The sequence below is a fragment of the Vallitaleaceae bacterium 9-2 genome (genome assembly GCA_038396585.1).
Taxonomy (GTDB): domain Bacteria; phylum Bacillota; class Clostridia; order Lachnospirales; family Vallitaleaceae; genus UBA1351.
Window position 1 is genome coordinate 2,225,131 of the sequence record CP121691.1, and the last position, 15,644, is coordinate 2,240,774.

At 39.1% G+C, this 15,644-nt stretch carries 11 protein-coding genes and 1 other annotated feature; all 11 genes read right to left on the bottom strand.

From position 1 onward, the window contains the following. Positions 1-386 precede the first annotated feature (386 nt). Positions 387-1,310, bottom strand: a complete 924-nt coding sequence (gene metA / locus QBE53_10515; GenBank protein ID WZL80237.1) for a homoserine O-succinyltransferase — start codon at positions 1,308-1,310, stop codon at positions 387-389. Between the two features lie 29 nt (positions 1,311-1,339). Further along, on the bottom strand, positions 1,340-2,995 hold the full coding sequence (gene ilvB, locus QBE53_10520; protein WZL80238.1) for a biosynthetic-type acetolactate synthase large subunit: 1,656 nt from the start codon (positions 2,993-2,995) through the stop codon (positions 1,340-1,342). Positions 2,996-3,072: 77 nt separating this feature from the next. Further along, positions 3,073-3,314 (bottom strand) — a binding site (T-box leader). Between the two features lie 63 nt (positions 3,315-3,377). Next, complete coding sequence (locus tag QBE53_10525; GenBank protein ID WZL80239.1) at positions 3,378-5,531, bottom strand: GGDEF domain-containing protein; 2,154 nt, start codon at positions 5,529-5,531, stop codon at positions 3,378-3,380. A gap of 8 nt (positions 5,532-5,539) precedes the next feature. Further along, complete coding sequence (gene gatB, locus QBE53_10530; GenBank protein WZL80240.1) at positions 5,540-6,979, bottom strand: Asp-tRNA(Asn)/Glu-tRNA(Gln) amidotransferase subunit GatB; 1,440 nt, start codon at positions 6,977-6,979, stop codon at positions 5,540-5,542. A 10-nt stretch (positions 6,980-6,989) separates the two neighbouring features. After that, complete coding sequence (gene gatA / locus QBE53_10535; GenBank protein ID WZL80241.1) at positions 6,990-8,441, bottom strand: Asp-tRNA(Asn)/Glu-tRNA(Gln) amidotransferase subunit GatA; 1,452 nt, start codon at positions 8,439-8,441, stop codon at positions 6,990-6,992. 10 nt (positions 8,442-8,451) lie between these two features. After that, the gene (gene gatC, locus QBE53_10540; protein WZL80242.1) at positions 8,452-8,739 is read right to left on the bottom strand and encodes an Asp-tRNA(Asn)/Glu-tRNA(Gln) amidotransferase subunit GatC; all 288 of its coding nucleotides are present in this window, start codon (positions 8,737-8,739) and stop codon (positions 8,452-8,454) included. 53 nt (positions 8,740-8,792) lie between these two features. Further along, positions 8,793-10,748, bottom strand: a complete 1,956-nt coding sequence (gene ligA, locus QBE53_10545) for an NAD-dependent DNA ligase LigA (GenBank protein ID WZL80243.1) — start codon at positions 10,746-10,748, stop codon at positions 8,793-8,795. Continuing rightward, positions 10,749-11,477, bottom strand: coding sequence for a YebC/PmpR family DNA-binding transcriptional regulator (locus QBE53_10550; protein WZL80244.1), 729 nt, complete (start codon positions 11,475-11,477; stop codon positions 10,749-10,751). Positions 11,478-11,544: 67 nt separating this feature from the next. Further along, complete coding sequence (locus tag QBE53_10555) at positions 11,545-12,888, bottom strand: MATE family efflux transporter (protein ID WZL80245.1); 1,344 nt, start codon at positions 12,886-12,888, stop codon at positions 11,545-11,547. 10 nt (positions 12,889-12,898) lie between these two features. After that, on the bottom strand, positions 12,899-14,083 hold the full coding sequence (alr, locus tag QBE53_10560) for an alanine racemase (GenBank protein ID WZL80246.1): 1,185 nt from the start codon (positions 14,081-14,083) through the stop codon (positions 12,899-12,901). A gap of 1 nt (position 14,084) precedes the next feature. After that, a complete protein-coding gene (locus QBE53_10565; GenBank protein ID WZL80247.1) occupies positions 14,085-15,641 on the bottom strand; it encodes an NAD(P)H-hydrate dehydratase in 1,557 nt (518 codons plus the stop codon). Positions 15,642-15,644 lie beyond the last annotated feature (3 nt).

A 15,644-nucleotide genomic window follows, 5' to 3' on the forward strand; every position in this document is an offset into this window, starting at 1 on the left:
GTTTACGCATTGCGACAATATGCATTTTATTGCAGGGTTGACGCATTGCGACAATACACTTACGGTTTTGATGCGTTTATATACTTTTGTTTTATCTTATATACGCAAAGAAGACCAACTGCTTTATGGAATAAATAGTAAGGCCTTGGTGACACTTTTATTCTGCGTTGGTCTGTGTATTCTATATTTTGTTGTACTGTATTTTTTGGTTAAAAATGATTGCTCTGGTGCTATTAAGCTCGCCATTTGATTTTCCCCCATCAATAATTTACTCACCTAGTTATTATTTTACCATATTTTGATATATCTTCCAACAACAGATGCCCCTTTTGTACAAAAAAAAGCTGAAAGCCTTTTCATGGGCTTCAGCGTTTTTATATTGAGTCTTATTCTCCACCGATTTCTTCCATTAAGTATGGTGTCATCTGGTAGACGTAATAGTTTAGCCAGTTTGAGTATAGAAGGTGCGCATGGGACTTCCAGGTAGATTCCGGTTCTTTGGATACATCATCATCAGGAAAATACCTGTGCGGAGGATGCGGATTCATCCCCTTGGATTGATCCCGTTCATATTCTTGCTTAAGGGTATCTGAATCATATTCTGAATGACCTGTCACAAAAATCTGCTTCTCGTCTTTAGATACAGCAATGTATAGTCCGGCTTCTTTTGATGTTGAAATCAAGCGAATCTGATCATGTTCTAGCACATCATCTACCGATACCGTCGTATGTCTCGAGTGTGGCACCATAAATTCATGGTCAAACCCACGTACCAACGGACAGTATGGATCACTGACAGAATGTTTGAACACACCATGGAGCTTATTTTTTAGAGGTATCTTATGAATACCGTAGTGATAATAGAGTCCTGCCTGCGCTCCCCAGCAGATATGGAAGGTGGAGGTTACGTGCTTCTTGGTCCATTCCATGATTTCTGTTAGCTCTTCCCAATAGGTTACCTCTTCAAAAGGCAAGTTCTCCACTGGTGCTCCTGTTATAATCATTCCATCAAACTTTTTATTCTTTATGTGATCAAAAGTTGTGTAGAACGAACGCAGATGTTCAATCGGGGTATTTTTGGATTGATGTGTTTTTGGCATCAACAAGGTTACCTCAATTTGCAGGGGTGAATTACTCAACATTCGTAATAGCTGGGTCTCTGTCTGCTCTTTTAGAGGCATCAGATTGAGGATGGCAATATGCAAAGGACGTATATCCTGATGCATTGCACGCTTGTCATCCATGATGAAGATATTCTCATCTTGTAAAATCTGTTTTGCCGGCAAATCATTGGGTATCTTAATGGGCATTGTCTATCACCTATCTTCCGTTTTTTTATTTATTCACTAATTGCCTCATAGATTGATTTTCCTGGAGGAACCATTGGATATACGTTGGATGCTTGGTCAACGATACAGTTAACAACCACCGTCTTATCTGATTCAAATACTTTTTGTAATACCGTATCAACGGAGTCCACTGAATCAATGATAAAACCTTCTGCCCCCATGGACATGGCAAATCCGATATAGTCCATGTCTTCATCAAAGTGGGTTGCTGAAAAACGCTGATCATAGAACAAGTCTTGCCATTGACGTACCATCCCTAGAGCGCGATTATTCATGACAAATATTTTAATCGGCAGCTTATTTTTAGTCGCTGTCAACACCTCGTTAAAGTTCATCTTAAAGGATCCGTCTCCTGTTATCATTAAGACCTGATCATAAGGGTTGGCAAGTTGAGCTCCTATGGCTGCACCTAGTCCATATCCCATAGTACCAAGTCCACCGCTTGTTAAGAAACGGTTAGGCTTTTCAAAGGGATAGTGTTGCGCCGTCCACATCTGGTGCTGACCAACATCGGTACTTACAATAGTATTTTCATTGGAATATTTTGCGATACATTTTAATAGATAGGGCACATTCAAACTATCACTATGGGTTTTATGTCCTACTGTGGCACGTAGTTCATCAACATACTTGGTCCATTCAGGATGGTCTTGCTGCTTAACGTCTTCAACCAAAATATCTAAGGTTGTTTTTATATCTCCGGTAATTGAGGCATCGATAATATAGTTCTTGTTAATCTCTGCTGGATCAATATCTATCTGGAGTACCTTAGCCTTGGCTGCAAATCCGCTCTCTTTACCAACAACACGGTCACTAAATCTCCCTCCGATGACAATCAAAAGATCCGTCTCATGTATCGCCCTATTTGAAACCAAGGATCCATGCATTCCGATATTACCTGTATACTTTGGATGTGAATATGGCATACCGCCAATTCCCATAAGGGTACACGCAACTTGAGCATCTATCTTTTCTGCAAATTTTATAAGTTGTCTATTGGCCTTTGAGCGAATAACACCTCCACCTGCAAGGATCATCGGTCGTTGGGCTTCATTTATCATTGTAATGATATCTTCAGATATAGGTTCTGTTAATGTTGATGGCTTATATTCAATAGGCTTTTGATATTCATAATCCGCCTCTTCCCATGTTAAGTTCTTAGGGATATCAATAAGGACCGGGCCGGGCCGACCGGATTTGGCTATATAAAAAGCTTGTCGAATTACGCGAGCCAATTCATTAATGTCTTTGACCATGTAGTTATGCTTAGTGACCGGCATGGTAATTCCTTGGATATCGACTTCTTGAAAACTATCTTTTCCAAGCTTATCGACCTCAACGTTACCTGTGATGGCTACCATCGGTACGGAGTCCATGTAGGCTGTTGCAATTCCTGTAACAAGGTTGGTCGCTCCTGGGCCTGATGTTGCAATACAGACTCCAACTTCACCTGATGATCTTGCATATCCATCTGCTGCATGTGCAGCTCCTTGTTCATGCGCCGTCAAAATATGGGTGATATGTTGACTGTTTTTATACAGTTCATCATAAATGTTAATTGTAGCTGCTCCAGGGTATCCAAATAAGTATTTCACATTTTGTTCCTTTAAACATTCAACAACGATTTCTGCACCATTCTTCTTCATATACTACTCCTTTCAAAAAGGTCAAACACTCCCTAACAGAGCAAACTGTCTAATAGTACAACAAAACCCTTCATCCAATATAGGACGAAGGGTATATCTTCGCGGTACCACCTAAGTTCACTTGCGTGCGCTCATCCATACAGGCTAAAAAACCGATATGGTGTCTATTAACGGTGTACAACCGGCTTCCTCTACTTGGGACTTCCCTTTCAATTCGCTGCTCGAAGGCTACCTTCAATAAAGTTGTCTCGAAGAATTTCCACCATCATCTTCTCTCTATAGAGTCCCTTAATCTACTCTTCCTTGTCATAGCATTTTAATATTTTATTCATAATATGTATTACTATATTACTTTACCCTATTAGATTTGTCAAGGAGTTCTTTAGATTAAGTGATAACTGTTACGCCCATTTTCCTTCACTTTATATAATGCTTGGTCCGCTTTATTAAACACTTTGGCATAGTCTTCGCCCATTGCATCAATAATTACCGCTCCTATAGATACTGTCACACGTGAAGATATTTCGGAATGTTCATGGATAATATCTAACAACTTGATACGTTGATTTAACGCCTTTAATACATCAATCGCTTGTTCTTTATTACAGCGTTCTACAAGAATAAAAAACTCATCTCCCCCGTATCGAAACACATGATATCGATAACGCCGCAAGACTTTATGTAACGTTTTGGTTATCTCTTGTAGGCAAATATCCCCTCGAACATGTCCATAATTATCATTGAACTGTTTAAAAAAATCCACATCCAACATCATTGCACATGCAGGTAGATTGCGTTCCGCTCGCGATGCAAACTCATTTTGCATATATTGTTCTAATGCACGACGATTATATACATCGGTAAGGCTGTCTCTTAAGGACATCTCCCGAAGTTTTTCATTTGCAGCAATTAATTCATGTGCCCTGAGAATGTTTGTCACTGCAATGGCTACATACGAAGCAACAATACGTAAACTCTCCAGATCTACATAGGTAAACATGTTCTTTGATGCAGATTGCATAGTAATGCCACCCATAGTTTCTTTTTCAAACACAATAGGGCTAAACAGTATCGATTTACTCTCACTCCTACGGGCAATCTTGGCAATTGCAGCATTAAATGAATCTTCATCTTCGAAACCGTTGTACACATTATCTGCATCATAGATTATTATTTCTTGACTGTTTTGGACACAAAGAGACATCATATAATTTTTACTAAGAATAGGAATAGATGTCTTGTGCATCTCGCCTTCACTCGATTCAAAGTAATAATAATCGATTTTTGTGTTATTTTGATGTTTGATACCGATTCCAAAACCATCAAAGGGAAACATGTCTCTAAGTTGTCGATAAAATGTCTCGACAAGTTCATCAACACGGGTGCAGGAGGTAATATATTTTCCCGTTTCAGACAATGTTTTTAAAATCTGTATTGATTTTTGTAGCTTTCGAACATCATCATATTCTCTATTACTAGCGTCGGTACTTTCTTTATTCTCACTGCGTTCAATGGTTTTATTGACCCGTTCCAGTTCTTTTTCTTTAAGATGTGCATACGCATACTCTTTCACCTTGGATAATCGTGTGAGTGTATCATATGCACGAAGGATATCGTTTTGCATTTTGTATATGCTTTCTAACATCGACAGCGCCGTGATTTCAATATTGCGATAATTTTTGTCATAAATCCTGACAAGCATTGCTTCTAGCCATTCAATGGCAAACTCATACTGCTCGCGTTCAATACTTTCTCTCGCAAATAGATTAATCATCTCGCATTGATCAATAAGTCCCACATCATCATTAAAGTAAACCATTCCCTCTTCAAATAATTCCTGAACTTCTTGCCAAGGCGCATTTTCCTTACTCAATATCAATGCTTCATATACTTTTACAAAAGCGTTCTCAAGCCCATCGGGATTTTTAATGGCTACTTTATAGTGATCATGATTATATTTTTTTGCTTGTTCCACATCTTTGATACGCAAAAAAATCTCGGTGAGATTCCCCGTTATCTTACCGATTAGTTCATCATTTTCTACCGTCTTCACCAAGTCAAGCGCTTCCATCATATATTCGGATGCTTTTTTATAGTCACCCATCTCTATATATAAGACGCCAATATTATTGAGTATCTTTACACGTTCGCACAATCCTCCTTTTGACGTTTGGAGAATTGTTAATGCTTCAATATATTTGGATATGGCAAGATGCAGTTCGCCGTGAACTGAGTATATGTTGCCACGATTATTCAATGCCGCGACTAAGCATTCTTCAATACTGTATTCACGTGATATGCGAGTTGCACGGGTATAATATGTCATTGCTTTTGGGATATGCCCTTTGGTTTCTTCAATGACACCAAAGCAGTAAATACAATAGGCAATTTGATCAATCGCATCCGTTGCAAGCGCCTGTTCATACTTTCGGATATTCAAATCCAAAGCCTCTTCAACACTCTGAGCCTCGATCATTAACCGTATTGTATCTATATAGTTTTTCTCTATATCCTGCTTTGTTTTATCACAAATCATGCGCTCACCTATTTTTTACTTTTCAAAATCTCTTTTAACAAGTCAATCACCATTTTGGGGTTGGCTTTTCCTTTCGTACGTGCCATCATTTGTCCCATAAGTGCTTGAATTGCAGCTTCTTTGCCTGACAGGTAATCTTGCACGGCTTTATCATTTTTAGCGATAACTTCTTCTGCCATTGTTCGTAGCGCACCATCATCACTAATTTGCTTTAAGCCTTCTTGTTCAACAATTGTTTCCGGATCATCGTCTTGCTCCCACATCTTTGCAAAAACTTTCTTTGCAATACTTGAACTAATCACATTTGTATCCACTAAGTGTGCAAGCTTCCCAAGGTTTTTGGCTCCGATGGGTATTTGTCCTAATTCTTTTTCATCTTCATTCATCCGAGAAAAAGCTTCAGAGATAATGATATTTGCAAGTGTTTTTTTGTTTTCAGTATATTGAGAAGCATCATCAAAATAATCGGATATCTTCATCGACGCGACCAAAAGTTCACTGTCGTATTTTGACAGACCCGCATGTTCCATATATCGATGCATCCGTACATCGGGAAGTTCGGGGATGGATGCTTTGATTCGGTCAATCTCTTCATCCGCTGTTACAATCGGCATAAGATCAGGTGCCGGAAAATAGCGATAATCATGAGCTTCTTCTTTACTTCGCATAGAAACCGTCACACCTTTGGCTTCATCCCAACGACGTGTTTCTTGAACAACTGTTCCACCACTTTCGATTAGTTTAATCTGACGTTTTGCTTCATACTCAGCCGCTTTAACCGCAAAGTTAAAGGAGTTAATGTTTTTCATCTCTGTACGCGTTCCAAAAGCTTCTTCGCCTTTTTTGCGTACCGATAAGTTAACATCACATCGAAAAGATCCTTCGTTCATACGACAATCTGAGACGTCTGTATATAAAAGAATAGAGCGAAGCTTGGTCAAAAAGATACGAATTTCTTCCGGTGAACGCAGATCCGGTTCTGTTACAATCTCAATCAGTGGAACTCCACATCGATTGTAATCGACATAGGTCCCTTCTGCTGCATGAATGAGTTTTCCGGCGTCTTCTTCTATATGGATTCGTGTAATTCCGATGCGCTTTTCTTGGTCTTCGATTTCTATATCAACATGCCCTTCATAACATAGTGGCAAGTCATATTGAGACGTTTGGTATGCTTTTGGTAAGTCTGGATAAAAATAATTTTTTCGGTCTTGCTTTGAAAATTGATGGATACTGCAATTTGTTGCTAATCCTGCTTTAATCGCATACTCAACCACTTTTCCATTAAGTACCGGCAACGTTCCTGGCATTCCTGTACAGATAGGACAGCAATGGGTATTAGGCTCACCGCCAAACTGGGTTGTACAACTACAATATATTTTACTTTTTGTCTTAAGTTCTGAATGGACCTCAAGTCCAATGACAATCTCATAATCTTTATAAGCCATGGTCACACCTCTATCCTATCGCAACTGTTCGTTTTTCCACATTAGCATGTTGCTCGTACTGATACGCAAAATTTAAAAGTGTTGATTCATCAAATGCTTTTCCAATCAACTGCATTCCTATGGGAAGCCCTTTTTCATCAAATCCACAATTTATTGATATTGCAGGTACACCGGCAATATTAATTGGCACTGTACATATATCCGTTAAATACATCTCCACCGGATTATCCGTTTTTGCACCCACTTGAAAAGCCGTTGTCGGTCCTGTCGGCGTAAGTAGAACATCATATTTTTCAAACAGCTGGTCAAACTCTTGTTTAATCAAGGTACGTACCTGTTGTGCTTTTTTATAATATGCGTCGTAGTATCCTGAGCTTAATGCATAAGTTCCTAGCATAATACGTCGCTTCACTTCTTTTCCAAAAGCTTCATCCCGAGTCTTTTGATACAAATCTAACAGATTATCAAATTCAGGGGTTCGATATCCATATTTTATGCCATCATATCGTGCAAGATTTGAAGAAGCTTCCGCTGAGGAAATCAAATAATATGCCGGCAATGAGAGGTTCGATAAATCAAAGCGAACTTCTTCAACAATGGCGCCAAGTTTTTCATATTCTTTTGCCGCTGCTAATACAGCCGCTTTCACTTGTGGGTGAATCCCTTCACCAAAAAATTCAAGTGGAAGACCAATACGCTTGCCTTTTAACGCGTCTTTAAGATGTGCTGTAAAATCCGGTGCCTCTATTGGTGCACTTGTTGAATCCATAGCATCATGTCCTGCGATGACATTCATTGCAAGAGCCACATCTTCAACATTATTGGCTAGTGGTCCAATCTGATCTAGCGATGAAGCAAATGCAACAAGCCCAAATCTTGACACACGACCATAGGTAGGCTTTAATCCCACAACTCCACAGTAGCTGGCTGGTTGACGAATTGAACCTCCTGTATCTGACCCCAGTGCCAGTGGTGTCATCATCGCTGCTACAGCTGCTGCCGATCCGCCGGAACTTCCTCCTGGAACATGCTCAAGGTTCCATGGATTACGTGTAATCTTATATGCGCTATTTTCAGTTGATGATCCCATCGCAAACTCATCCATGTTAAGCTTTCCAAATAAAATCATATCGTTGGCTTGAATTTTATTCACCACAGTTGCACTATAGGGAGGAACAAATGTCTCTAGCATTTTTGAAGCACATGTTGTGGGAATTCCTTGTGTACAAATGTTATCTTTGATACTGATAGGAATTCCAGCCAATGAAGATAAAGCTTCGCCTTGGATTCGTCTATTATCAATTGCTTGTGCTTGTGCTTTAATTTTCTCTTCATCCATGTGTAAAAACGCATTAACCTTTTGTTCTGTCTTATGAACACGCGCTATATACGACTCAACAAGCTCGAGACTACTGACTTCTTTGTTCTTTAATTGTGTTGCCATATCTAATACTGTCTTCATATCAAGCCTCCTATTCTACAACTTTCGGTACGTTATAACATCCGTCTTGTTTGCTCGGTGCATTCTCCAACAAAATATCGCGCTCCATTGAAGGCAATACTTCATCTTCACGAAAAACATTGTTAATCGGAATAACATGCGCCGTTGCATTGACATCTTCAAACGTATATTCATTGATCTGATCTGCAAACTCCAGAATCATTTCCATATCTTTTGTCATCTGAACCTTTTCTTCTTCTGTAAGGCTTAAACGGGCTAAGTGTGCCACATGTTCAACTTGGTCTTTTGTGATTTTCATCCTTACCCTCCGTTTCTATAATATAATGCTTTATTGTATCACAGTGTTAATCATTATTCAATGAGCGCTTTAAAGTCTTGCTCGCTAATAATGGGTATATTCAAACTTTTGGCTTTTTTATTTTTTGACGAATTCGAAGCCACATCATTGTTAATTAGATAATCTGTGTTTTTAGATACACTGCCGGTAACTTTTCCGCCAAAACGCTCTATCTCCAATTTTAGAGCTTCACGATTAGTATAATGTTCTAAGGAGCCGGTAATAACAAAAGTTTTTCCGTTAATCGTCTCCTTCATCACTTCCATCTCAACAGTTTCAAATTCTACTTCTTCAAGCAAATGGTCTAGTATCTGCATAAAATGTTCATCGTGAAAATAAGTGTACAGAGATTTTGCTATTACTTGACCAAAGCCTTCGATAGCTTCATAAGCTTCAACAGATGCACTGCGAATCCGCTCCAAATCATGGTCAAAGGCGGCAGATAAAAGCTTTGCATTACTTAATCCAACATGTAAAATGCCAAGTGCATAAATAAAGTTCGCCAGCTTCACTTTACGCGCAATATGGATGGAATCAATCAAGTTCTGATACGATTTTTCTCCAAAGCCATCCAGTGCAATAATCTTCTCTTTTTTTAGTGCATCATCTAATTTAAATAGATCTGCATATTCATGAACCAGCCCAAGCTGAATCAGTTTTTCAAGTGTGGCTTCTGATAAACCTTCAATGTTCATCGCATTTCTTGAGGCAAAGTGGGCATATGCCTTCACTTTTTTTGCAGGACATTCTCGGTTCATACAATAGAGCACTTTTATGTCATTAACATCTTTTATCTCGGTCTGTTCATAGCACACCGGACAGATTGTAGGAATCGTTAGTTGATTGCTTCGTGTCAGGTTCTCAGCAATTTGCGGAATAATCATATTCGCTTTATACACTTGGATGGTATCCCCAATACCTAATTCCAATTTTTCTACTATGCTGATATTATGCAAGCTAGCCCGTGAAACCTGTGTTCCTTCAAGGTCGACCGGTTTAAAAATAGCTACCGGGTTAATGAGTCCCGTACGTGAAGCACTCCAAAACACTTCTTCTAAGACAGTGTCGCGTATTTCATCTTGCCATTTATAGGCCATAGTATCTCGAGGAAATTTTGATGTTGCTCCTAGGCTTTGACTATACGCTTTATCATTATAGGTTAAGACTAGACCATCCGATGCAACGTCATTCGCTTCAAGTCCTGCAGCAAATTTATCGATGGCCGACTCTATGTTTTCTGCTCGTACAAGTTGATAATCTACACATTCAAATCCTTGGTCAATTATCCATTCGAGTTCTTCGCTTTTTTTACTAAACTGTTCTTGATGATCACTATAGATCATCGTAAAACCGTAAAAGCGCACATGCCGTCTAGCGGTAATTTCGCTATTAAGCTGGCGCACCGATCCACTGCAAAGATTACGTGGGTTTTTGTATTGGTTTTCCACTTCAAGCATTTGATTGATCGCTTCAAAATCTGAGTAGCGTATTACAGCTTCCCCTCGTAGCAACAAGCGTCCTTTATACGGTATGGTGAGTGGAAGGTTCTTAAATTGCTTGGCATTATTGGTGATTACCTCACCAACAATCCCATTGCCTCGCGTCACCGCTTTAAGCAGTTGTCCCTCTTCATACGTCAGTACAATGGTTAATCCATCCAGCTTATACGAAAGTATTCCTTCTTGATCTTTCAACCATTGACTAAGCGCCTCTTGATCTTTTGTCTTATCCAGACTTAGCATCGGATACGCATGCTCTTCTTTGGGTAGTTGAGTTAAAAGTTCATAACCAACTTTTTGTGTTGGACTTCCAGCGAGGATTGTTCCTGTCTGCTCTTCCAACGCAACAAGTTCGTCATATAATCGATCATACTCAAAGTTTGACATGATTTCTTGATTTTCCTGATAATATGAACGCGACGCCTGATCAAGTTGACCAACAAGCGCTCGCATTCTTGATATTTTATCCATTTAATCTTCCATCTCCCAATTATGGAATACATTCTGAACATCATCATCCTCTTCAAGATGTTCAAGCATTTTTTCCATTTCTTTACTCTCTTCTTCCGATAATGTCACTGTAGTTTGAGGAATCTGTGCAACTTCAGCCGACAGTATTTCATAGCCTTGTTCAATCAGTGCTTGATACACTTGGCTAAATTGTTCCGGTTCTGTAATGATTTCAATCCCTTCCTCATCAATATCGATATCTTCTGCTCCTGCATCAAGCACAAGCATCATTAAGGTGTCCTCATCGATATCCGTAGCATTTTCAAGGACAATCTGTCCCTTTTTATCAAATAAATAGTTTACACATCCTGTAGTCCCAAGGTTTCCACCATACTTTGAAAACCCATGACGAACATTTGCCGCTGTTCGATTTTTATTATCGGTTAAGCACTCCACCATAACTGCCACTCCCGAAATACCGTAACCTTCATAGACAATACGTTCATATTCAACATTACCGCCTTCACCAGAAGCACGTTTTATTGCCCGCGTAATTGTATCATTGGGCATATTGTTGGACTTCGCCTTATTAATGACATCGTTAAGGGATGAATTCAAACTTGGGTCTGGTCCCCCTTGACGGACAGCCACTACAATCTCTCGTCCTATTTTAGTAAAAATCTTTCCTTTTTTTGCATCATTTTTTTCTTTTTTATGTTTTATATTTGCAAACTTTGAATGTCCTGCCATTTTTTTCAGCTCCTATTCATCATATTTATTATTTATATATGCATTAGCCCTTATTCTATCATGATTCTTAGTGTTCAACAAGATTGTTCATCCAACGCTTAGACTTCATACGTTTGATTCCAAAACTGAATTTTGCCATTTCTTCAAAAAGAATGGCTGCATAGACATAAGGTAGATCCCATTTTAAAACTAAACCGGTGAGTATTGCTAATGGAACACCTAGTCCCCATACCGCAATGCCATCTAGTGCCGCGGCAAAAATAGTATCGCCACCACTGCGTAAAATTCCAACGATAATAACCAAGTTCACACTTTTTACCATAGTATACATTCCAAACACCGATAAGGAACCGATAATATTATATTTTACTATAGGTGGAACACTATATATTCCAGCAATATGTGGTGCTGAAAGTATAATGATGATTCCCATAAACGCACCCAGCAAGAAGTTGATTTTTACAAACTGTACGGCTTCATCATAGATTTTTTCACCTTCCATTGCTCCCAAAGAGTTACCAAGCATAACCGCACTTGCATTACCAACTCCTACAGAGACAACAAAAATAATCTGTTCAATGGTCTGTGTAATGGTCATGGCTGCCATAGCATCGGTTCCCATACGTCCATACACAACTGCATACATGGTTACACCTGTTGACCAAAGGATTTCATTGATAACCACTGGCATTGCAATCTTGGAAAAATGCTTTGCCAAATTTTTATTATAGCTAAATAGGGTTTTTAACTTGCCTGACGGCGGTAACTTATAGTAGTTTGACAGCCCGACCAGCATAAAACACTCTAGGGTTCTAGCAATTAATGTAGCAGTAGCAGCTCCTTCTACACCCATAGGTTGGAAGCCCATATTACCATAGATCAATACCCAGTTTAAAAAGGTATTCACCGAAATGGCAACCATCGTTACAAAAAGCGGAAGCTTCACATAATTTGTACTTCGAAGTACGAACATGGTTGAAAAGGTTACAGCTGTGAAAAGGTAACTAAATCCAACAATTCTCAGGTAATTTGCTCCTTCGATAATTACCTGCGCATCTGTGGAAAATATACTCATGACCTGTTGTGGCAAGAGTATAGCCACAATAGTAAAGAGCAATCCTCCACCTAGTGCAAAGGTTAAAGAAAGTCCATAGACTTTTTTGATATTTTCCACATCTTTTTTTCCCCAAAACTGTGCTGTTAATATGGAAGATCCACTGCTCATTCCAAAAAGAAAAAGGTTTAATAGAAAAAAGACTTTGTTCGCTGCACCAACACCTGCGATTGCTTCCTTTGTTAAGGAACTAATCATAAAAGTATCAATTAAGTTTAGTGACGAAATAATAAGTTGTTGTAGGGTAATCGGTACTGCAATAGCAAATAGTTTTTTGTAAAATTCTGTATTTTTCATTAATTGTTCTCTAAAAGTAGTCAATTATTTCAACGACTTTATTCTCCTTCATATAGATTCGAGGCACTCTTTTTCCAATGGAACAAAGTACTTCATAGTTAATTGTATTCATATGTGTTGCTAATTCTTCTACATAGATATGTTGTTCGTTGGATTCTCCAATCAAAATCACTGCGTCATCTTCAGTAACGCCTTCAATATCGGTAACATCTACAAGCATCTGGTCCATGCATACACGTCCGACCACCGGTGCATATTGTCCACGAATTAAAACGCGTCCTTTGTTTGATAAAGCTCTTGAATATCCGTCGGCATAGCCTATAGGTACTGTCGCTATCTTAGAAGTTCTATTCGTCTTAAAGATACCTCCATAACTTATATACTCATCTTTTTCGACCTCTTTCAAAAAAATAATTCGGCTGATAATTGAAAGCGCCGGTTCAAGTCGTATCCCATGATTTACCGTGTCTGACGGATATAATCCATATAAGGCAATCCCGGTTCGAACCATATTAAACCGTGCACATTGATGATCAATCAGCCCTGCACTATTGGATGCATGAACAAGTGGGAATTCTATACCCTGGGCTTTTAATCGGTTTAGCAAGTGTTCAAACAGCTCTACTTGCATATGCGTATATGAAAAATCTACTTCGTCAGCTTTAGAAAAATGTGTAAATATTCCTTCACACCTTAGATACTCACACTTTGTCAAATCAATAATTTCTTGGACGGAAGTATCCATACTCTTACCTAAAAGTCGAAAGCCCAACCGTCCCATACCTGTATCAACTTTGACATGTATACGCACTTTTTCTCCTAGACGCTCTCCAAATCGGTTCAGTTTTTCTCCCAACTTAGTTGAATACACCGTTTGGGTCAAGTCATAGCGCACCAAATCTTCAAATGCGTCTTCATGAGTATTTCCTAGGACAAGAATAGGTACTTTAACCCCTTCTTCTCTCAGTTGAATTCCTTCTTGATAGATAGCTACTGCAATATAATCAACATTCAGTTTTTCAAGCTCACGACTGATGGGTATCGCACCATGCCCATAGGCATCCGCCTTAACAACCGCCATAATCTTTACTTTATGCTGCATTTCATGATTAACATATTCTCGAATAGATTTTAGATTCGCACGTATCGCATCCAAATTCACCTTTGCATACACGCGATGATATATTGTCTCCATATTACAACCCTTTCCATAGGCATTCAATAAGGTCTGAAGCCATCAATGATGGCATGTTTTTTTCACTAACATAATAATCGCCCGCATATGAATGTAACAGCACTCCATACTTTGCCGCATCTGATAGGCAGTGGCGTTGTACTGCTAATCCACCGATAACACCCACAAGAACATCTCCTGAGCCGGCTGTTGACATGCCGGGGTTACCCAACGTATTAATATATACTTGATCGTTATAAGGGGCTACAACAGTTCGTGCACTCTTTAACACAGTTACAACATTATATTTTTTATACATGGCCAAAGCAAAGTGAATAGGATTTTCAAGAATACCAGATGAACAGTATCCAGTCAACCTAGACATCTCACCAATATGTGGCGTTATTATACATTCACATTTCTTTTCTTCAAGCCACTCCATATTTTTCGCAATAATATTTAGTGCATCTGCATCAAAAATTATTTTTTTATCACATTGCATGAGATAATGCACTAGATTGTGTGCATGATTGGATTGGGACAATCCTGGACCAATAGCAATAACGTCAACTTGATTAATAAACGCATCTAACTGCTCAGACATTGCCTTTGAAGAATCCTTTTTTACAATTACACATTCAGGAACCTGAGCCAAAAGAATCTGCGCATCGGATGTATCAACAAAAACTTTTACCAACCCTGCGCCAACCCGATATGCCGCTTTTACTGCAAGTATTGTTGCCCCCAGCATTTGGGAATCACCAGCAATAATTCCTAACGTACCAAACATCCCTTTGTGACTGTTTTCCTGACGCTTAAAGGCGCCTTGCTTAACCGCTTGCTTAAGTGTGTCTTGATCTAGGATTTCTACTTTTTGGGAGAGTACTTTCTGGGCCTCCTCAAAAATGCCAATATCTTTAACAACAAGCTTTCCGCTATATTTTGTCCCCGGAAAAAGAATTGATCCTATCTTTGGCATGGAAAAGGTATATGTAATATCGGCATCAATTGCCGCTCCCATGACCTTGCCGTTATCACTATTAATTCCCGAAGGTATGTCGACCGAAATGATTGTCTCAGAATGTTCATTCATCAATTCAATAATTTCTTTTAAAAGTATGGATACTGTACGGTTGCATCCGGTACCTAGTAGGCTATCTAATGTCAAGATGCTATGGCACAACACGTGTTTTATCATCGTCTGATTCGCATCAAAGCTATCTTCATCCACCCACAGGATGGAATCCGAATCGCTCCCCTTTAACAGCGCCTTTAAAATTTCCATTTGAAGCTGATGGTCCTTTGAGGTTCGCTCACGTTTTCCAACCAGAATGAACTGAACTTTGTATCCCAAGTGTATCAGCCATCGCCCAATAGCAATCCCATCTCCACCATTGTTGCCTGTTCCGCACACAATTGTGATTCTTCGCTGATGATATTGATTCAGTGGATACAACTCACTCAGTTCATCCACAATGGATTTGGCAGCATTCTCCATAAGCACTGCACTAGGAACACCTACGTTATTTATCATGTATTGATCCATTTTTTGCATTTCAAAACCTTTTACCGCAAACATGTC